General features: G+C 45.7%; 19 protein-coding genes. All 19 read right to left on the bottom strand.

What is annotated here, in order from left to right; all coding sequences use genetic code 11:
* Positions 1–45: 45 nt before the first annotated feature.
* The 19 genes from pelG to QNI29_RS05800 all read right to left on the bottom strand — a co-directional run bounded on the left by pelG (position 46) and on the right by QNI29_RS05800 (position 20194).
* Positions 46–1500 (bottom strand): exopolysaccharide Pel transporter PelG, encoded by a 1455-nt coding sequence (gene pelG, locus QNI29_RS05890; RefSeq protein ID WP_231418194.1) that lies wholly within the window; start codon positions 1498–1500, stop codon positions 46–48.
* Positions 1481–2902: a GT4 family glycosyltransferase PelF gene (gene pelF, locus QNI29_RS05885; protein WP_231418195.1), complete on the bottom strand. Its 1422-nt coding sequence runs from the start codon at positions 2900–2902 to the stop codon at positions 1481–1483. The genes pelG and pelF overlap by 20 nt, the downstream gene beginning before the upstream one ends.
* Complete coding sequence (locus tag QNI29_RS05880) at positions 2899–4797, bottom strand: DUF2194 domain-containing protein (RefSeq protein ID WP_231418196.1); 1899 nt, start codon at positions 4795–4797, stop codon at positions 2899–2901. The genes pelF and QNI29_RS05880 overlap by 4 nt, the downstream gene beginning before the upstream one ends.
* A complete protein-coding gene (locus tag QNI29_RS05875) occupies positions 4794–5726 on the bottom strand; it encodes a tetratricopeptide repeat protein (RefSeq protein ID WP_231418197.1) in 933 nt (310 codons plus the stop codon). The genes QNI29_RS05880 and QNI29_RS05875 overlap by 4 nt, the downstream gene beginning before the upstream one ends.
* Positions 5716–6951 carry a hypothetical protein gene (locus QNI29_RS05870; protein WP_231418198.1) on the bottom strand — a complete coding sequence of 412 codons (1236 nt, stop codon included), beginning with the start codon at positions 6949–6951 and terminating at the stop codon, positions 5716–5718. The genes QNI29_RS05875 and QNI29_RS05870 overlap by 11 nt, the downstream gene beginning before the upstream one ends.
* A 25-nt stretch (positions 6952–6976) precedes the next feature.
* Positions 6977–7999, bottom strand: a complete 1023-nt coding sequence (gene galE / locus QNI29_RS05865) for a UDP-glucose 4-epimerase GalE (RefSeq protein ID WP_231418199.1) — start codon at positions 7997–7999, stop codon at positions 6977–6979.
* A gap of 196 nt (positions 8000–8195) precedes the next feature.
* Positions 8196–9050: a glycoside hydrolase family 191 protein gene (locus tag QNI29_RS05860; RefSeq protein WP_231418200.1), complete on the bottom strand. Its 855-nt coding sequence runs from the start codon at positions 9048–9050 to the stop codon at positions 8196–8198.
* Positions 9044–9169, bottom strand: coding sequence for a hypothetical protein (locus QNI29_RS05855; RefSeq protein ID WP_255688557.1), 126 nt, complete (start codon positions 9167–9169; stop codon positions 9044–9046). The genes QNI29_RS05860 and QNI29_RS05855 overlap by 7 nt, the downstream gene beginning before the upstream one ends.
* Before the next feature lie 554 nt (positions 9170–9723).
* The gene (locus QNI29_RS05850) at positions 9724–11007 is read right to left on the bottom strand and encodes a GntP family permease (RefSeq protein ID WP_231418201.1); all 1284 of its coding nucleotides are present in this window, start codon (positions 11005–11007) and stop codon (positions 9724–9726) included.
* Between the two features lie 41 nt (positions 11008–11048).
* Positions 11049–12224 (bottom strand): thiolase family protein, encoded by a 1176-nt coding sequence (locus QNI29_RS05845; RefSeq protein WP_231418202.1) that lies wholly within the window; start codon positions 12222–12224, stop codon positions 11049–11051.
* 18 nt (positions 12225–12242) lie between these two features.
* Positions 12243–13019 (bottom strand): 3-hydroxybutyrate dehydrogenase, encoded by a 777-nt coding sequence (locus tag QNI29_RS05840; RefSeq protein WP_231418203.1) that lies wholly within the window; start codon positions 13017–13019, stop codon positions 12243–12245.
* Positions 13020–13037: 18 nt separating this feature from the next.
* Positions 13038–13712, bottom strand: a complete 675-nt coding sequence (locus tag QNI29_RS05835; RefSeq protein WP_231418204.1) for a 3-oxoacid CoA-transferase subunit B — start codon at positions 13710–13712, stop codon at positions 13038–13040.
* Between the two features lie 12 nt (positions 13713–13724).
* Positions 13725–14420 carry a CoA transferase subunit A gene (locus QNI29_RS05830; protein ID WP_231418205.1) on the bottom strand — a complete coding sequence of 232 codons (696 nt, stop codon included), beginning with the start codon at positions 14418–14420 and terminating at the stop codon, positions 13725–13727.
* A gap of 216 nt (positions 14421–14636) precedes the next feature.
* On the bottom strand, positions 14637–16001 hold the full coding sequence (locus QNI29_RS05825) for a sigma-54 interaction domain-containing protein (protein WP_231418206.1): 1365 nt from the start codon (positions 15999–16001) through the stop codon (positions 14637–14639).
* A gap of 104 nt (positions 16002–16105) precedes the next feature.
* Complete coding sequence (locus QNI29_RS05820; protein WP_231418207.1) at positions 16106–16258, bottom strand: hypothetical protein; 153 nt, start codon at positions 16256–16258, stop codon at positions 16106–16108.
* A 128-nt stretch (positions 16259–16386) separates the two neighbouring features.
* Complete coding sequence (locus QNI29_RS05815; RefSeq protein WP_231418208.1) at positions 16387–17163, bottom strand: COG3650 family protein; 777 nt, start codon at positions 17161–17163, stop codon at positions 16387–16389.
* Between the two features lie 402 nt (positions 17164–17565).
* Entirely contained in the window at positions 17566–17949 is a 384-nt protein-coding gene (locus QNI29_RS05810; RefSeq protein WP_231418209.1) for a DUF5412 family protein, read from the bottom strand.
* 626 nt (positions 17950–18575) lie between these two features.
* Positions 18576–19538, bottom strand: coding sequence for a GGDEF domain-containing protein (locus QNI29_RS05805; RefSeq protein ID WP_231418210.1), 963 nt, complete (start codon positions 19536–19538; stop codon positions 18576–18578).
* 119 nt (positions 19539–19657) lie between these two features.
* Positions 19658–20194 (bottom strand): hypothetical protein, encoded by a 537-nt coding sequence (locus QNI29_RS05800; RefSeq protein WP_231418211.1) that lies wholly within the window; start codon positions 20192–20194, stop codon positions 19658–19660.
* Between the last annotated feature and the right edge of the window lie 99 nt (positions 20195–20293).

The raw sequence follows: 20293 nt of genomic DNA, 5'->3' as shown, positions 1-20293 counted from the left end.
CACTTGAGCCGCCAACGCCTCACTCAAGCCACCAACACACCCCAATCACAAAACCCGAATCCGATTCAACCTCTCCCCAACCCGCTCAAACCAGTCTCCCCCATCCCGTTCGGCTGGTCGGCAAAAAGTGTAATAATCGACTTCGCGCAGGAAGTAGATCAGACGGGCACCTGCAAATAGAAATGCGGCAGTGGAGCCTAGGGCAAAGCTGATGCCGTACCAGTCAATCCCTTTTGGAAGCAGGAGGAAGGTGAACAATCCGTTTAGCGTATAGAACAGGGCACTCGTCAGGACGGCTCCTTTTTGATCATCGAAGTACAGAAGGAGAAGCGTAATGACGAGGACCATAGCATTTGAGAAAGCGCCAATGGTTGTAATCCGGAAGATCTCTCCGATTTCCCGGTCCAACCCGGCCCAGGCGACGAGCCAGGCCGAGAGTAGGATCGCTACGAATGAAACGACGCCCTGGCTCCTGAACAGGCGAGCCATTTCCTGGCGCAGTACGTGATTCATTTTATTTTGGGCACGCCCGATTTGTTCGTATGTGCCTCCTTGGTTAACAAATCCGTAAAAGGTGCGGTATCGTTCGTAGAAACGGGTTTCCACGGATACAACAAAGATAATGAGTGTCGGGATAATCGTTAAGTAGGACCAGAATATTGCCGTGTCATACAGACGATTGGTCAGAAACGTCCCGGCAACCACGCTACCTCCTTCTCCGAACCAAATGATCCAGTTGCACACCCAGATCCCTGCGTTGTAAAGGAACCCTGCGCCAAATAAAGCAGGATAACGGTCGTAGTATTTTAAGTAAGAAAATTGATTTTCCCGGTTCCGATTCGGGAAGGTGATGAGCATGGCATACATAAGACCGAACAAGGTGAGCACCATTCCGAGCGTAAAGCCCAGAAGCATCAAAAGGGACATCGATAAACCTAAATTTTCTGGAACAAATGGAATAAGTAAAATCGATAATACGCCAACTACTCCCCCAATCAGAAAACTGTAGGCGACCGCTTGATAATATTTCGCTGCGCTTAAGAAAATAAACATCACCCAGATGAGATTAATCGCGATGAATAGGGTTAACAGAACAAGCTTATAGCCTAAGTGAAGAGGCGAATAGAACGCAAACGCTACCCAGACGGTTAAGGAGAACAGAAGCGTTACTTTGCTCACGCCTAAAAACGTGGGGAAAATACGGTCATATATTTTTTCATAGAACAAATCCGCGACATAGCGAGTTACGATTAAGTGTTGAATGCCGAGGATCACTTGAGAGAAGATAAAGCAATACGCGACAGACAGCGTAAAGAGCTCTCGTTCTGCAAGTTCGATTCCTGTCAGGCGCGAGGAGAGCCATTGAATGAGTGTGATCGCGGTGATTACGATCAGCCACGGGCCTGAGGAGACCAGCCCTGCAAAGGCGTAGGCTTTCAATCTCGAAGAATAGTAATCTTCCTGAAAGAGCTTTTGTAATTTAAACCCGATGCCTGCCATACGCTGACCTCCCTATTCGATAAAGTTCCTCGTACTGATCGATCATGTGGTGGTGCTGATAGAAAGCGGCTACGCGCTTTCGTCCATTTTCCCCGAAATGCTTCCGCTCTACCGGGTAATCCATCAGCCACTCAATCCGGTCAGCCACAAGGTCCGGGTGAACAGGCGGGACGACGAATCCTGAAGGGCCAAAAGGATCATCTTCTCTTCCGTGTATAAGCTCATAACAAGCGCCGACGTCCGTTACCACATAAGGAAGACCAGCTGACATCCCTTCTAAGACCGCTAACGGCTGCCCTTCTGAAATACTTGTAAGTACCCCAATATCGAAAGTTGGTAAGTACTCTTTGATATCCACTTTTCCAACGAGCTTCACCATGTCTTCAAGATCATTTTGCCTGATTAGGAGACGACATTTATTCACGTAGTCCTCATCCTCATCAAGGGGGCCCATTAAGATCCATTCGAACACCCGGCCGCGCTGCTCTAGAATTTTCGCTGCTGTAATCATCGTTTTCACATCTTTAATCGGGACAACGCGGATGATCGCTCCAATCCGAAACGGGCGTTCTTCTTTATGTTCCGGCAATGTAGATAGCCTCTCATAATCCACTCCATTCGGAATAATCGCTGTCTTCTCATGAGCCGCTCCGATCTCCAATTGATGGTGCTGATTTTTCTCAAAAAGGGTAAGGATCTGATCCGCTTCTTTATAGGCTTGCCTTGATAGATGGTGGAAGAATTGAATCCAGTGCTTCTTATAAAAAGACGGGATCCAGGACGCCTTTAAGATCTCTTCTTCACGCTCCCTCGAGTAGATGCCGTGTTCGGTCACGTAAAAAGGAATGTCCTGACTTTTCGCCATATAAGCTCCAAGCAATCCTGCGTACCCCGTCGAAGCACTATGAACGAGATCCACTTTAGGTAGATCTTGTTGCAGGAGCCTGAAGACGGGTTCGAACATTCCTCGCCACATCCACAGAAAATCGATAAAAGATCCCTTGTTTGGCTCAAGCTCATAGCTCTTTTTGACCGTTTCATAAAAAATGCGGCTGGCGAAGTAGCGCTCGCTTGAAGGGATCACATCCCCCATTACGAATAACGCATCTGTATCCACTTCTTCAAACATCAACCACTTCTCTAAGGAACGAATCTCTCTGTCTTCTAACACGACTTTCTTCTTCATTCGTCGCTCGGAGGCTTCATTAAGCGTCAGGTTATGAATCCCCGTGACATTCGGGGGTAACCGGTACTGCATGTCCTCCTCCGTGTAGGGAGAGGGATTGATCGCTATGATTTCAAATTCATACTGAGGCATTTGCCGAATAATCGTATGGACCCAACTCGAAACCCCGCCACTGACATACGGGTAACTCCCCTCAACAATCATACCGATTCTCATGATACATCCTCCTTCAACAGAAGCGTGACAGATGGTTTACGGAGCGTGACGATATATAAACCTGATGAAGCCTGCATTACTTCTACCTCTCCAAAAGAAAATTCGCCTGTTTCTAGATGCTTCCCTGGTTGAATGCGAACAAGAGCAACCGAAGGGTCTAACATGTCTTCTCCCGAGATCGTGATGGAGTCTTCTTGATAACGAACATCGATTTTCGATTGCTGATAGGTAATCATTTTTTCACGCGCTTCTTGTTGGGTTAGGCTTTCGAGGTAGGGGAAGTTTTTAGATATAAACTGATACATACCCTCAAGACCTTCACTCATTTCTTCCCAATTTCGTCCCTGTGCACGCTCTGGATCTGTGCGGTCATCAGGGTGTATGAAATGGGAAAATACTCCTTGGTTCGCAATGGCATCAGTTATTAAGAAAAGATCTTCCGGAGAATCGCCGTGCCCACTAGCGGTGCGCGGAAAGTGATATAAGTCTGAATATTTGTGATCAAATTCATATTCTTGAATAAACGATTCGTCCTCTTTTTCACCAAAGTACAGTGATGCCAAGACATTCAGAGAAGGAATTGACTCTAAAAGAGCATCCAACCCTCTTTTTCCTAAAATATTTGATGGAGGAACATAAGTCTGGATCTTCTCTTTAGGAAAATAATATTGAAATAATTGGTTTGTATCCTTTAGCGTTCGTTTGATAAAGGATTCCGATTTCCATATCTTGTAACCATAGGGGTTGTAAAAATGGGTTGGGCCAACCTCAACAGATAAGAGGTACGGATTGAACTCTTTTTTACGATATAGTGGATGATTATCTTCTTTCACAACTAAAGGTTGGTGATTATAACCATGAAGAGCTATCTCTCCCCCACTGTTTTCTAATTGACGACCATAGTAAAGCATGGGATATTTCTGACGCTTGATTAATTCTTCGGTGTTTAAATCTGTTTTATCTTGATAGGTTCCAATAAAAGCCCCGGTGAGCGATAAGTTATAATCCTTTTGAAGTTTTTTTATACGATCCCACCACACATCTTTCAAAAAAGCTCCATAACCCATCCCTTCTCCATGAACAAATTCATCCTTTATAGGAGAAGGGAAATCATCGAGATAGGTTACTTTAATCCCAGATTGATGCATGACGAATGAAGGTGGCAAAAGAGATAGAGATTGAAGCAATAAACCTCTCATTCCCTTTTCTTTTGTAACAGTTGTATTCCAAAAACCTACTTTCCCTTTTCCATGGGGGTACGTCCACATAACCGGGATGTGCTTTACCGTTAGATAAACAACTGCAGATTTGCTTAATTCAACATCCAACACACTATGGGAGAGTAATTTATGTTCACCTGAAAGATCGTTGTAACCAGGAAAAACAGGCTTTTCGATTGTTAGTCCGTGCACCGTATCAGATACAAAATCATTGGTCTCTTCAATTCCAGTTAAGTCGTTCCACTTTGGATCACTCCCCCCATGTCGTAAAGCAACCATCAACCTCCCCCCTTTATTAACGAAAGCCTCTATAGATTCATAGGGCCACTCGCTAGTATGTTCTCCAGCAACAACTAGTACATGGAAAGGATCTGGTTCCAGGGAATTTAAGTCTTCTTTATCCACTTCTTCAAAAGGAATTTTTGCGTATCGAAGTGCGTAACGGATATTATCTATAGCATCTTGTGAGTCGACACTATTATTCTCCAATAAACTGATTTTCAAGTTTGTCTCTCTAGTTATCTCATTTGTACTCATCGTAAGAAAATGTCTGTTTTCCGGAGCCGTCATAGGAAACCACGTGTGTATGGCAGAAAGACGCCCCCACTGCAAAACAACAACGCTAAGTAGAAGAACTAGAATAATAGCTGCAAATGTGGAGCGGATATTTCTCACGCCTGTCTCCCTCCTAGTACATGTAAGACAAATCGGTCGTTCTCTGGTAGTTCCGTTAAGTTAAGATGGTGCTGGCTTAAGGTAATAATCTCCTTCATTCCAGTCCAGTTGCCTGTTTCATAATACGCTTTAAGAAGCTTCGTGTAGCCCTTGGTATATCCCGGAAACTGTTCGATCAACTCTTTGTAATACGAAGCCGCCTCCTCAGGTTCCCCGAGGCGGTCGCTACAGTCCCCAAGCCCCTCATAAATCCAAGGCTCATTGGGATACAAAAGCACGATCGACAGAAGGAAGCTTAACCACATTTCTTCTTTTAGCTTTCTAAGTGTTGGGGTGAGGACGTCACTATCGATGTAGCGAGCGTACGTGTCATGAAGTCTCTTTAAACTCTCCACATCCTCTGAATTGGCTTGTTCCTTGGCTAGCGTCAGCTCTCGTTCATACTGATCAACAAGTGTATTGATAAGCGTCGCTGAATAGTGCACCGTCTCATGATCTTCATTCAACAGCCCCATCCGCAAATACTTTCCCTGATGGTTCACCCCTTCTGGGATGTATTGCAGAATCGAGTTCTTCCGGTTCGCAAACGTGCCGTGTGTCAGCGATTCGGTTAATGGCAAAAGATCCACACTGCGCTTCGCTTCATATCGGACCGGCTCAAGATTTAAGACTTCGTACGTGACATACTCATCATAATCCTCAAGCATTCGCTCACTTGTGAATCGCTTCGCTAATAGCCAAGCCAAAAATCCAAACAGCTCGCCGATGATGGGCATAAAGCAACTAACCATACCGCCCCACACCACGACAGCTTGCTGGTCTTCATCGAAACGATCCCTTAAGAGGATAAGGAGAACCATCACAATCATGGCGTGGAGGATAAAGAAAACCACCCACAGCCACGGCGATAATAAGAGGTCAAGCATCATAAACGACCCCTTTCCGCCTTAAGACGTTCTCAATACGAGGGAAAACGACTTCACGGGCGGCGGGTTCTGTACCAGGGAACAGGAACCACAATTCATTTTTACCTGCATCGTATCCTAAGCGGTCAATTTCACGAATATGCGGTCGAATCATCATTTCCGCTTCGATAATCGGAACCTCCACGGTAGACTTCAGGCGGATCTTCCCAATTAAATAAGGGAGGGCAAATTTTTCTGCTTTCTTCTCTTCCATTTCGACAAGCTCATTAAAGAATTGCTTCTTATACACCCGCGTACCTGAGAACATCTTCGGCTTTTCCTTCTCCTGCTGAAGGTTATACGCTTTCTGCAGGCGGCTCGACATCCAGTCGAGCACAAGGGACAAGACCTGCATCTGATGGGCCGTAATGGAATGGAATTCTATATCCTCTAACACGACGACCTCTTTAATATCCCCCTCGTACAAAAGCGGGGCCAAAAGAACCGGCGAGTCGTCAGGATCCTCTACGTTCCGGATTGTAATCGTTTTGCTCTCAAGCATCCGTTTGAACATGGAAGACGTGTCCTCGATTAAAATGGATTGCTTAAATCGGTTCTGCTCATCCTGTTTGATTAGAAGTCTGAGCGCTCGTTGAGACTGGTCCACATGATAAATCGCCATCTGCTTCGCCTTAAAAACATTACGAAACACATTTAGCGCTTCACTTCGAATCAGCTCAGGATGATCCTGATCCAGGGCGATCCCCACTTGATAAATTCTTGATAACGAATGGTCTGACTCGAGCACCTTCATTTGTAGCATGCGCTGAGTACGTTCTAGGAGCCCAACGGTATCTTTTAAATATTCATTCTCATCTTCCTTCTCTTCTTTATGGAATTGAAGGCTTTCATATTTCTCCCTGTAGGATGTGCTGAATAGTCCAGCGATCAGAGCAACACAGAGCATCCATAAAAAGGCAACAAGGGAATCCGTATCGTAAAAAAGTAACAACACATCTTCTCCGGAAACCCAGCTATAGAACAGTCGATACACCGCCACTAGTGAAAAGGCGAGTAGTCCGAAGATTAACCCGTACCGTAACGCAGCAAGAAGAATAAAGAGTAGTAAAAGACCAGGTACAGAAGCAATCACTTGCCCCCCTGTCACCAAATCCAAAAATACTAAAAGCCCCCAAACCCCGACAACCTCAACTAACTTTAACCATAACCGGTCCTGTCGATAAAACATCCCCTCACCCCCTATTTGATTATGCTTATTTCTTTATATAGCCCGCCGGATTAAGACGCTGCCACTTCCAAGCATCCAGGCACATGTCCTCGATCTCTTTAGTCGCCTTCCAGCCAAGCTCTTCCTCTGCCTTTTGAACATCTGCGTAAGAAACAGCAATATCTCCGGGACGTCGAACGGTAATCCAATAGGGGATCGTTTTTTGTGTGACCCTTTCAAATGTATGAAGAAGCTCTTTCACCGTCGTCCCTTTTCCAGTGCCAAGATTGTATACACTCACACCAGACTTCATACGGTCTGTTGCCTCGACGCCTTTCACATGACCTTTCGCGAGGTCTGTAATATGCACAAAGTCTCTTATACACGTTCCGTCTCTGGTAGGGTAATCATCACCGAAAATATGAAGCACAGGACGTTTCCCAACTGCCACTTCTGTCAGGTACGGCATAATGTTCATCGGCACACCTACCGGATTCTCACCAATCAGCCCGCTTGAATGAGCACCAATTGGGTTGAAGTATCGGAGAATCACGATTTTCATAGGGTAATAGGCTCGTTGAAAATCTTCTAGAATTTGTTCAGACATATGCTTTGTTCTGCCGTAGGGGTTCTCTGTCTTGATGGGGTGCGTCTCTAGTATCGGTACCTGTTGAGGAGGCCCATATACCGTCGCTGAGGAACTGAATACCAGTCGATGAACGTGATGCTTCTGCATGCATTCACATAAATGGAGGAGTGGAGTCAAATTATGAAGGTAGTACCTGAGAGGATCGACCACTGACTCTCCTACTGCTTTTAAGCCTGCCAAATGAATAACAGCATCAATCGAAAACGTCTGAAACACTTCATCAAGCGATTCAAGATTCATCATGTCGACATCCATCCAGTGGAGCCGTTCCCCTGTAATGGTCTCGACTCTCTCGAGAGATTCTGGTGTGCTGTTCACGAAATTATCAATCACGACGACCCGAAACCCAGCCTGCACCAATTCCACACATACATGAGACCCAATAAACCCCGCACCACCTGTCACCAGTATCGTCTCCATACCGCCTCACACTTTCTTTATCTTTTTATTATCTCTTTATCAAACTATATGTGCTCCTAGACTCGTGTAGGTCAAATTCCTCAAAAATATTTATATAAGATTATTGTATAATAAGCTTCTATGAATAGGTAGTTTTACTCGGATCTCAAATGTTTACCAGATTTTTAAAATTACCCATAGAAAAAGCTTTCCCATTTTAAGGGGAAAGCTTTTTCACATAGGTCCACTTATTATAACCGTCTGGTTCGTGGGTGTGGATAAAGCCACGTCTTTTAGCATAGTTGGTGCTACGATTCTTCGATTCGTATGAAACCGTAAACACATCAACACCATATTTCTTTCGAAGCTTCGTCAGTTCGGCTATTCTTTCTTGACTCCACGAATCTCGCGCCACCGCATTGTAGTCGAATCCTTCCCACATGACCCCGTCCACAAGAGGCGCGGACACAGCTTTCAATGTGTCAAAACCCCAGTTCTGAATAATCGGGATTTGACCGTATTCATCTCGGAGAAACTGCAGAAATTCAAGGTACGCATCTCGTTGTGCGTTTAAAACAGACTTGCGATGCGCGTGCTCGTTATCGATGTCTCCAACTGTATCAAGAAAGATCCCATCGAATCCTTTATCGATGACCTGTTTTTTCAAGTCCTTTTTCAAAACGGATTGGTAATGAGAAGAGGTCAGGTCCATCAAATACGAATCCCATTCAGGGAAGAATACCTTTTGACCATTCTCGTAAAAGAAGTCTTGTGGCTTGAGCTGTTTCATCACCTCAACATTCCATTCGTCGGCTTCCATTAGGTTGACATAGCCTAAAACAAGCGTTCCATTTCTACGGATGCGAGCAACCCGCTCTTTCGTCACTTCTCGGGGTTCTAAAATGACAAGGTCGTACCGCTTCATGTCTTTTTCTATTTTCGTTGTAACTGGGTCGTAGTAGATCTGGTAGGAGGTGATATCGTCAAAGAGGTGCGAAGAAGCAGGGGCTGATGCTGGAACAAAGAAGGCACCCATCAAAATCACAAGGGACAACATCCATTTTCTTAACATAAAATCCCTCCACAAAGGAATGAAGCATCCACGTAAAACTGATTGATCGTTTGCATAGGTTGTACTTGTGCACGATCCACATCTTCTTGAAGCCCCGCTTTTCCACGAGTTTGCCCCATTTCCTTTTATCTTACCCTTCATCGTATGTCTGAAGTTGGACAACTTCCTCGGACAAACATCTAATCCCCTGTAAATTCCACATTCGCATAGGAAAAAACAAAAGCAGCTGCTTGCGGCTTGGGGCTTGAGCCGGATTCCCGTATTCTTGAGCCCCTCTAGTTTAACTTGAGCCGAGAAACCTCGACTTGAGCCAGTGATCCCTAACTTGAGCTCCTATTTCGAACGCTCGAGCCAAAATCCGCTGATCTTGAGCCTGTCAGTACGCTCTTGAGCCACTCCCCCTCAACTTGAGCCACCCCGCCCCAGCACGCTAAAGCACGAAAGGGTGTCAGACACCCGTCATCACGCTAAAGCACTAAACCGTGTCTGACACCCACCACCACACTAAAGCACCAAACCATGTCTGACACCCACCATCACGCTAAAGCACCAAACCGTGCCTGACACCCTGCACCTCGCTAAAGCGCCAAACCGCGCCTGACACCCGTCACCACACTAAAGCACTAAAAAAGGACACTCCCAAGAGGAGTGTCCTTTCCATCATTTCATTCTTTTAAAGGATGCCGATCGCTGCTAGTGCGATGACGGCTGCGACAGATAGTACCGGAATTAATACAGCTACAACGAAGATATCTTTGTAGCTGTCTTTGTGCGTCATTCCTGTGATGGCGAATAACGTTAAGACCGCTCCGTTGTGCGGCAGTGCGTCTAGTCCTCCTGAGGATAGGGATGCGATCCTGTGGAAGGCTTCTGGACTTACGCCTGTATTCATGGCAATTTCGTAATACTTATCGCCAAGCGCTTCTAGAGCAATTCCCATACCACCTGAGGCGGAACCGGTTGCACCAGCAAGGATGTTTACTGAAATGGCTTCAGAGATCAGCGGGTGACCTTTGACGCCCATTAACAGCTCTGTTAACCGTTCGAAACCAGGAACGGCTTTAACAACTGTACCAAAACCAACCGCGGCACTTGTATTGATAATGGCAATAACCGAGCCGCTTGCACCGGCGTTAATCGCGCCGACAAATCGTTTAAATTTCGCTACGTTAATAATCATAATGACTAAAATACCAATAATTAAAGCAACAATGACATCAAGTTCAAATACATTCAGCGTGATTAGAACCGTTAGTAACGGAAGGAACGAAAGAATCCAGTGAGGCGTGTCTACCTCTTCCTCTGCGTTCTTTTCCTCTTTTGGTTCTGTAAAGACCTCGCCTTTTTCCGTCAGCTTCTTCTCCTGTCTGCGCAAGTAGAAGTAACCACCGCCAGCCATAATAATCGCTGCAATAATACCCATTACAGGGGCAGCCATGGCATCTGTATCATAGTAATCCATCGGAATCAGGTTTTGAATCTGCGGTGAACCAGGCAGTGCGGTCATCGTAAAGGTGAACGCTCCTAAGGCCACCGTTGCCGGTATTAACTTCCGGCTAATGTTCGCTTCGCGGAATAAGGAAATCGCTAATGGATATACCGCAAAGACCACTACAAACAAACTTACGCCGCCATACGTTAATACAGCCGCCGAGGCTAACACACCAAGAATCGCACGCTGTGATCCGATCACTTTAGTCATCGCAACCGCTACAGAACGTGCCATACCTGTGTCTTCCATCAATTTACCGAAAATTGCACCTAACATAAAGACCGGGAACCAGTCCTTCGCGAACGCGACGAACCCGCCCATATATGTATCTTTATAAGCATCAAGGACATCAAGTCCTCCCGTTATTGCTACAACACCTGCCGCAATGGGTGCCACCCATAGGATTGACCATCCTATGTAGGCAAGCACCATTAATACGACAAGCCCTAAGAAAATCCCAAGCATACTTTATCCTCCAATATCGATCAAAAAAGATCTTTCTCGTTTTATACTTCTACGATCATCGCGATGCCCTGGCCCCCACCAATGCATAGCGACGCGACTCCGTATCGCTCATTTCGTCGCTTCAGTTCTTTCATTAATGTATATAATACGCGCGTTCCACTTGCCCCGACCGGATGACCGAGTGCAATCGCGCCTCCATTGACATTCACCTTATCCCGGTTAAGGCCGAGCTCTTTCTCCACTGCAATGTACTGAGAAGCAAACGCCTCATTGACTTCAATCAGGCTCATGTCTTCTAAGCTTAAAGAAGCCTTCTCTAGCGCCATGCGGATTGCTGGTGCAGGACCAATGCCCATAATAGACGGATCAACGCCAGCGACTGCCCAGGAAACAATGCGTCCAAGAGGCTTCAGACCTTTTGACTCTACAAACGATTCACTTGCAAGCACAACGGCACCCGCTCCGTCGTTAATGCCACTTGCATTTCCGCCTGTGACAGATCCATCTTTCTTAAATGCAGGCTTCAGACCAGACAGTTTTTCAGCCGTTGTATCTTCACGAATATGCTCATCCGTATCCACAACCTGAGTTCCTTTTCTTGTCTTCACTTCAACCGGCACAATTTCTTCAGCAAATTTACCAGACTCACGTGCTGCGGCTGCACTTTGGTGACTACGTGCCGCATAAGCATCCTGCTCTTCACGGGAAATCTCATATTTATCCGCCAGATTCTCACCCGTTACGCCCATACCAGCACCGATATACTCATCTGTCAGAGCGGCCCAAAGCATATCATCAAGCTTCGGTGCTCCTAACTTCGTACCGAACCGACTCCCATGTAAAGCATAAGGCGCAAGACTCATACTGTCTACCCCACCTGCTAAAGCGGCTTGACCTTCACCAAGCTGGATCGATTGCGCGGCTGATACAACAGACTGCAGTCCAGACCCGCACAAACGATTGACCGCAAGAGCCGGACTCTCATATGGAATGCCCGATTGAAGCGCGATATGGCGCGCTAAATAAGGCGCGTTTTTCGCAGAATGAATCACATTTCCCATTACAGAGAAATCAAGATCCTCCGCCTGGATACCGCTTCGCTCAATCGCTCCCTTACTCGCTGTGACCCCAAGCTGCGTTGGATCAACATCCTTTAATACGCCTCCGAAACTACCAAAAGGCGTACGAGCTCCTTCTAAAATATATACGTTCTCCATTCTTTCCACTCCCATCGATTATTGTGCTGTATAACCGCCATCCATCACGACTGCCTGGCCCGTTACGCCTTTGGCTGCATCGCTTGCAAGAAACGCTGTATAATCCGCGATTTCTTCTACAGAGAGAAGACGCTTCTGTGGAACAAGCGGATAAATGACTTCTTCTAACACTTTCTCAAGAGATACGTCACGATTTTTCGCCAGATCCTCTAACTGCCCTCTAACAAGTGGTGTATCCACATATCCAGGACAAATTGCATTGACCGTAATCCCGTGTTCTGCCCCTTCTAGCGCGGATACTTTCGTTAGTCCGATGACTCCGTGCTTCGAGCTGTTGTAAGCTGACTTACCGGAGAAACCAATAAGACCGTTAATAGAAGCCATATTGATGATACGCCCCGATCCTTGCTTTTTCATAATCGGGAACACGTGCTTAATCGCCATAAACGGCGCCGTTAGCATGACTTTTACCATGAACTCAAACTTCTCAGTCGGAAACTCTTCGATGGCAGACACATGCTGAAGACCTGCATTGTTAATGAGCACATCGAGTCGCCCGTAACGCTCAACCGTCGAGTCAATTGCTGATTGCAACTCTTCTTCTTTCGTGACGTCACACTTAATCCCCATGCAGTCATAGCCTTTGTCTTTCAAATCACGCGCAACCTCTTCTACCTTCTCTTCATTAATATCGCTAAAGACAACCTTTGCCCCTTTACCTGCGAAATCAACGCCTATTTCATATCCAATGCCACTTGCAGAACCTGTAATGAATACAACTTTGTTTTCTACCATGATGGTGTTCCTCCTAGCCTAGTACGCTGTTTCTAATAGATTTTTACTTACTTTAAGCTCAGCTTCTGTAGATTCTTTGATCTCATCAACCGTCCAGCCTTCAGCAAGTTCTACAAGCTCTAATCCTTGATCGGTCACGTCAATAACCGCGCGCTCTGTAATAATGCGGTTCACAACGCCTTTACCTGTTAAAGGAAGACTGCAAGATTTTAATATTTTAGGTTCGCCATGTTTGTTTACATGGTCCATGATGATGACAATTTTCTTCGCACCGTGTACGATATCCATCGCACCACCCATGCCTTTAATCATCTTGCCTGGGATCATCCAGTTTGCGAGATCTCCTGTTTCAGAGACTTCCATTCCTCCTAAAATCGCCAGATCCAAATGCTCACCGCGAATCATACCGAACGATTCTGCGCTATCGCAATATGCACTTCCAACAGCCGCTGTCACCGTTTCTTTACCAGCATTGATAAGATCTGGATCCACTTCATCCTCATATGGATAGCGACCAATTCCTAGAAGACCGTTCTCTGACTGAAGCACCATCTCTTTGTTCTCTGAAATGTAGTTGGCTACCATGGTCGGCATGCCAATCCCTAAGTTGACATAGAAACCGCTTTCAATTTCCTTCTCAGCTCGACGCGCAATCTTCTCACGCTGCGCTGCTTTGTCTAATTGTTTCGCCACAATAATTCCTCCTTATGCGTTCTGGTTTGTCGTTAAGCGTTCAATGCGTTTTTCCTGTTGCCCTTCAATCATTCCTTGTACATAAACTCCCGGAGTATGTACGTGGTCCGGATCAATGGCACCTGGTTCGACGAGCTTCTCCACTTCAGCAATCGTGACTTTCCCAGCAGCTGCCATCATCGGGTTAAAGTTACGAGCTGTTTTGTTGTACACAAGATTCCCCAAACGGTCCCCTTTCGCCGCGCGAACGAGACTGAAATCAGCCTTTAATGCGTGCTGAAGTAAGTACTCTTTCCCGTCAAAGGTGCGTACCTCTTGCCCTTCTGCGATCGGTGTACCGACACCAGCCGGGGTGTAGAATGCAGGAATTCCAGCACCACCTGCACGGATTCGTTCTGCAAGGGTTCCTTGAGGGACAAGCTCTACTTCTAGTTCCCCTTCAATTACCTGACGCTCAAATTCTTTATTCTCACCGACATAAGAGCCAATCATTTTATCAATTTGCTTATTCTGAAGCAATAAGCCCAGTCCCCAATCATCAACTCCGCAGTTATTCGAGATCACTGTCAGATGCTTTGCGCCAGACTCCACTAACGCCAAAATTAAATTCTCAGGAATTCCAACAAGGCCAAATCCACCTACCATAATCGTGTCATAATCTTTAATATCTTTTACTGCTTCTTGGAACGATGTATACATTTCTTTCATCACTTCCCACTCCCTTCACCCTTATATATGCAAAAATCATGCCAACTTTAGAAAGGTTGTCAGAATGGTTGTTGAGCGGACCTTTCTTCAGTACCTTTTCCATAATTTCAGAATACTTCGATAAAATAAGCGCGACAACTATGAAAACCCTTACATAACACAAAGAAAAAAGCCATTCCATTTTATCGGAATGACTTTCCAAAATACCGGAATGACCTAAAGGCCGTACTTCTTTACTTTTTCATAGAGAGAGGATTTACCAATCCCGAGCACCTCTGCTGCTTTTACTTTATCCCCCTCTGCAAACTGAATCGCATCTTTTATGGCCTGCTTCTCAGCTTCCTCCAGGCTTTCTTTTAACGTCTTCACCGCGGATTGGCTATCTGTATGGGATCGAATCGCCGCGGGAAGGTCTTCTAGTCCAATCAATTCTGACCGCGTCAAATGAACGGCTGATTCAATCGCATTCTCTAATTCACGAACATTCCCAGGCCATGCGTAGCGCTTAAAGGCTTCATACACGTCAGCATTAAAATCGACTACGCGCTTCCCTACCTTGTCAGTCACCTTTTGCAAAAGAGAGCGCGCCAACACGCCAATATCTTCTTTTCGTTCACGTAGGGCTGGGACGTGAAACTGAACGACATTAATTCGGTAAAATAAATCCTCACGGAAGCGCTGATCTTTTATCAACTGTTCGAGGGGCTGATGGGTTGAAGCAATTATGCGGACGTCGACCTTCTGCGGATGGGTGGCGCCAATCGCTTCGACTTCCCCTTCTTGTAAAACGCGCAAAATTTTCACCTGGGCATGGATCGGCATATCACCAATTTCATCCAAGAAAAGGGTCCCACCGTCTGCAAGTTGAAACTTACCAGGCTTGCCCCCTTTCTTGGCCCCTGTGAAGGCTCCTTCCTGGTAACCAAATAGTTCTGATTCAAGAAGGTCCTCAGGAATCGCTGCACAGTTCACTTTAACAAACGGCTGATTACTCCGTTCACTTAAATGATGAATGCTATGGGCAAACAATTCTTTCCCTGTCCCGCTTTCTCCCCTTAAAAGCACAGACACATCGCTCGGCGCCACTTGTTTAATCTTATCCTTCAACACATCCACTTCTTGCGACCTACTGATAATGTGGTGCAGCGCATACGTCGCGCCTGTTTGCTCCCTGCGTTTCGATCTATATGCCTTCAGTTCAAGAAGGAGATCCCGGATATGACTGTTCATCTGGAGCCACTCTTCTGTATCCCGGAACAGGACCATCCCGAATGCCCCAACGACCTCCCCCTCTGAACGAAGTGGAATTCGGTTGGCGATCATATAATTTCCTTTTATGTATTGAACATCCGCCATCTCTTCCTTCCCAGACTCTGCCACAAGGTGCATGCGCGTGTTCTCAATGACGTCAGTAACATGCTTGCCCGTGACCTCCTCCTTGTCAAGATTCAGGAAACGGCAATAGCTTTCATTCATATACGTCACATAACCCTCACGATCGACCACCACAATACAAAAATTCCCGTTCTCAAAAAACGTATCAAATACATCCTGCTTGTGATTATCCCCAATCAACTCCATCTGAACCCACTCCCCGACACTATGATAACGATTTCATGCCTTTTCTATTAGTTTATCACGCCAGAGGAAATCATGAATAGGCTCGTGATTTCGATTCTTCCGATTTATATCCACTGACTTACGAAAAGAAGAGCCCCCGGGATCCCCACAAACAACAGCACCCCACTCAAACACCCGATCACCGCGCAGCCATCGGCAAAGGATGTGAGGCAAGATGCGAACGGATTTTCCTTTTCTGATTCCTCACGTCGATCCATCCAACCCCTCCTATAGAATTTATAATACTAGAGTCCATCTCCTAAAAAAAGGAGAACCTATGAATAGCAAAAAAGCCATAACGAGGGTAACCCATTACAGCTTTCTTCAAGATCTCACGTCCCCACTTTCAGGACGAAATCTCAATCCCTGGACTTTTCATTAGATCATCCGCCACGATCGCGACTCCTTCTACTTTCGTGCCAGGCTCTAGTTTAGGTTGAACGGATGGATTGCCCGGATAGGTACTCCCATCATACTTCAGCCGTGCAAAGAAAGGTACAATCCCCCCTCCATACACATTCATCAAGATATCCCTATACCCATTGGTCTGTTGGTCACTAACAATGACCGGATTGTTGACGACACTGAATCTAGTGAGCAGAGCGTACTCCCCCTCTTTTTCTTTAAAGATCGCAGCACTGCAACCCCCGGTCCCACAGAGTGTGGGGCCTACCAGCAAGACGAATACTTCAGGCTTCCCATCATCATTCAAATCTACTTTATTATAATAGTACCTCACCTTATCTTCCGGACGAATTTGAAATTCTTTCTTCAGAGCTTCTTCAAACTTCATATTCTTCTCCTTCTCAGAAGAAAGGTATTGAAGCGAGGACAAATCAATCCCGTCTTTATTTACGAAAGATTCATAGGGAACCTGTTGGTCTCTGGCACCCTGCAGGCTACTGTCCATCCAGCAGGAGGCCACTTGCCATCTCCCCGCGCCCCATTTTAGAACGATGACATAATGCTCGCCCTGCCAGTAGTAAGCTCCTATGACCTCAGCGATGCCATCCCTATCTAGGTCTGTAGCACTGACTACAGGCTCTCCGTTAAAGGCGATAATTTCTGAGAAAGGTGGTAGAAAGGTACTTATTAGATTTACTAAATCTTTGCTTCCCCACATTAGCAATCCACTCCATCCAGGTGGTTTCCTATACTATATGGGGGATGATGGTGCTGTATGAGTTATGATTCATTATGTATTAGTGGGAGGGGCCGTTACGTTTGTGCGGTGGTTGGGGTGTCTGGGGAACGACTCGCTTTCCACGGGCGAGCTGTCGAGCCTCCTCAATCGCTACGCTCATTCCGGGGTCTCGTCGACCTCTTTCTCCCGTAGGAGTCTCCCCGTTCCCCAGACACCCCTTACAAAAGTAGAGAAACGGCCCACAGCGGGATGCTGAGTATAATACTGCCCATAAATTCCTTATGCTACATGTTTCGTTCTTCTTCCATATAAAAAAGTAGTTCAACCTATTAGAAGAGGCCCTTCCAATAATTGAACTACTTTCTAATGGTGTAAGGATGTTTATAGTGGAAATCCTCTAAAGTCATACGTATCTTCTATGACGTTCACGTCTACTTCTTCTCCCTCAGCGTTTGTGAAGGTGATGGTTTCTTCGCCTGTCCATTCAAGAGGAACTTCTTCCTCAATCCAGATTACGTTTCGAACGAAGGTGTCTCCTTCATACAAGGCTCCGATGTAGGTCCATTCTTTGTTGATCGGTGCTCCGCCTTTTTCTAAGATGCGGATGGTGTATTCGCCTTCTTTTGATTCGTATTCGGCTACTTGTTCTAGTTTGTCGATCGGCATTTCCTCAAACCCAAACGGTCCGCGGAACATGACCGCAAATGTATACAACCCCAAAAGGATTAAGGGGATTAGTACAAGGATGGTAATGTATTTCTTCAAAATTAGTCTCCTCCTACGCCAGTCTTTCCTTCTATATTTTATCATGTTTATTCCAGATGAAAAGTGACTTAAAGTTGGATTAGGTCCGTTGCTATAAAAGAGCTAGGGTTTGCTGGGGGCAACTCGCTTTCCTGCGGGGAGCCGGGAAGCCTCCTCATTCGCTGCGCTCATTCCGGGGTCTCCCCTAGACAGAAATGTGCAAGCGTGGTGCCTAGGACCGTACGGACAAGACAGCTTTTTGGAAAAGGCGATAAGCCTTTGGAAAAAAGATGACTTGTCTCGCTAGGTCCTCCACGCTGGAACTAGACTGGCTCCTACTGCCGCAGGAGTCTCACGATTTCCCGAACCACCTTGCCACATATAGATCAACGGAAACATGCCATATATGAGAAAACCTACATCATTCACCACGGGGCGTTTGTTAGACAATAGCCAGGGGGTGGCTGGGGAACGGGGAGACTCCTACGGGAGAAAGAGGTCGACGAGACCCCACAGAGAGCGATAGCGAACGAGGAGGCTCGACAGCTCGCCCGTGGAAAGCGAGTCGTTCCCCAGCCGCCCCATCCACTCATAAACGTAACGCCCCCAGACTCCAACAAAAAAGAGAGGCCAGGGCCTCTCTTTTATTATGTATGGGAATAGACTTGTGGTTTGGAGCGTTTGTGCTGGTACATGCGTTGGTCGGCTTCGATGAAGAGCTCCTCCATGTGACCTGGAGAGTGACCTCTAAAGGCGTAGCCCATAGATACGTGTAGTCGGGCGTTTCTATGTTGGTTGTTGTGGGTCGTGATTTTTTCTTCTATTCTATTAAAGATCGTTCCTACCTCTTCTTGTGTCGTTTCTGTTAGCAAAATCGTAAATTCATCACCACCGACTCTTGAGACGACTGCGTTTTCGGGGGTGGATTCGACGAAGAGGTCGGCTGCTTTTTGGATATAGGCATCGCCTTTTTTATGACCATAGCGATCGTTCATATCCTTTAACTTGTCTAAGTCACACAAAATCATCCCGACTGATGACTCGACTTCATGGTCGTATTTCTCCATCAAGCGGTCAAAGTAATCGCGATTAAAGAGTCCGGTTAAGGCGTCGTGGGTGCTTCGATATTCTAAGTTCTGTTGAAGTTGAACTTTCTCGTCGATGTTACGTAAAATTCCGTGGAGTTCAACTAAGTCACCGTCTTCGTTATAGACAGGGGAGGCGTATTCCTCAAACCACCGGTACTCTCCCCTACGATTTCGCCACCGTTGCACAAAAGGTTTGGAATAATCGATTTGATCGGTGATTTTTCTCTCTAAAATGTCCACATCATCAGGGTGTATCAATTTAAAAGGGAAAAACGGATCTTCTAATGACGCTTCTACAATGCCCTTCCCTAAGTAAGCGTCTAGAGCCGGGCTAATGTATATATGTTTTTGTTCTGGTTGAAATTGGACAATATAAATGATGTCTCTTGAGTTTTCTACAAGTTGGTAGATTTGCTTTTCTTTATCATTCTTTTCTTTCCAACGGTGTTTGACATAGGAGGTGTATACACTAAACAAGAAAAGTCCGACGGCGAGTCCTGCTACAAAATATAGTTTCTCCATCGTATAACCCCTAGCTTTTTGAATATCCTCTAATTTTACTATAAAAGGAAAGACTTTTGGCTCATTCGACAGAAAATTCTATTTTATTTTTACTCAATATCCCCTACTAAAGTAGCCTACTATTCGTTACGAATTGGAATATATGCCTCTATCTCTTCTTTTAGACGAGGTATGTCTTCTTGTCGAAGTTCCCTAAAAGGAATACGGGCAATGCGCGCATTTTCCTGATAAAACGACAAATGTTTGCGAGTCTCCACAACTCGTAATAGATGACGAAGGTCAACGACTTTCCGGCTCAAGACAGGACCACGGGTAATATAAAGCACTCCATTTTTAGAGCGGACAAAATCTTCACTGCTTTGACGATTCTGAGCGATCACAACACAAAATCCCATAATCGCTTGGGTTCCTGTAAGGAAAATATCCTCGTTGAAAAACAGAACAAAATAAACATGTAAAAAGCCATAGGTCCCCCATAACAGAACAGGAGAAGACCACCATTTCCCTTCTTTTGCAGGAAAACATACCACGTCCTGAGTAATCTCTTCATCAATAGCGTGTCTTTTTATCCTATCCCCTTTATCTAAATATGATTTTAGGAGAAAAGAAGATAGAATAGCTAAAACAATGGCCAGAATAAAAAGAATTCCTTCCAAGCTATCCCTCTTTCCGAATTATTCATGTAGAATAGTTTACCAGAATCCTATTAACATTTTAAGGAATAATTTACATTACATTGCTGGAGCTAATTCAAA

It is taken from the genome of Pontibacillus chungwhensis (assembly GCF_030166655.1).
GTDB lineage: Bacteria > Bacillota > Bacilli > Bacillales > BH030062 > Pontibacillus.
This window is presented reverse-complemented; position numbering and strand designations above follow the sequence as displayed.

Coding starts and splice junctions, on each gene's coding strand:
- galE (WP_231418199.1), bottom strand. CDS start 7,999: ATGGAGACGATACTGGTGACAGGTGGTGCGGGGTTTATTGGGTCTCAT.
- QNI29_RS05850 (WP_231418201.1), bottom strand. CDS start 11,007: ATGCTTGGGATTTTCTTAGGGCTTGTCGTATTAATGGTGCTTGCCTAC.
- pelF (WP_231418195.1), bottom strand. CDS start 2,902: ATGAGAATCGGTATGATTGTTGAGGGGAGTTACCCGTATGTCAGTGGC.
- QNI29_RS05825 (WP_231418206.1), bottom strand. CDS start 16,001: ATGGAGTTGATTGGGGATAATCACAAGCAGGATGTATTTGATACGTTT.
- QNI29_RS05870 (WP_231418198.1), bottom strand. CDS start 6,951: ATGTTTTATCGACAGGACCGGTTATGGTTAAAGTTAGTTGAGGTTGTC.
- QNI29_RS05855 (WP_255688557.1), bottom strand. CDS start 9,169: ATGGGGCAAACTCGTGGAAAAGCGGGGCTTCAAGAAGATGTGGATCGT.
- QNI29_RS05840 (WP_231418203.1), bottom strand. CDS start 13,019: ATGGTAGAAAACAAAGTTGTATTCATTACAGGTTCTGCAAGTGGCATT.
- QNI29_RS05875 (WP_231418197.1), bottom strand. CDS start 5,726: ATGATGCTTGACCTCTTATTATCGCCGTGGCTGTGGGTGGTTTTCTTT.
- pelG (WP_231418194.1), bottom strand. CDS start 1,500: ATGGCAGGCATCGGGTTTAAATTACAAAAGCTCTTTCAGGAAGATTAC.
- QNI29_RS05860 (WP_231418200.1), bottom strand. CDS start 9,050: ATGTTAAGAAAATGGATGTTGTCCCTTGTGATTTTGATGGGTGCCTTC.
- QNI29_RS05815 (WP_231418208.1), bottom strand. CDS start 17,163: ATGTGGGGAAGCAAAGATTTAGTAAATCTAATAAGTACCTTTCTACCA.
- QNI29_RS05845 (WP_231418202.1), bottom strand. CDS start 12,224: ATGGAGAACGTATATATTTTAGAAGGAGCTCGTACGCCTTTTGGTAGT.
- QNI29_RS05820 (WP_231418207.1), bottom strand. CDS start 16,258: ATGGATCGACGTGAGGAATCAGAAAAGGAAAATCCGTTCGCATCTTGC.
- QNI29_RS05805 (WP_231418210.1), bottom strand. CDS start 19,538: ATGGAGAAACTATATTTTGTAGCAGGACTCGCCGTCGGACTTTTCTTG.
- QNI29_RS05830 (WP_231418205.1), bottom strand. CDS start 14,420: ATGAAAGAAATGTATACATCGTTCCAAGAAGCAGTAAAAGATATTAAA.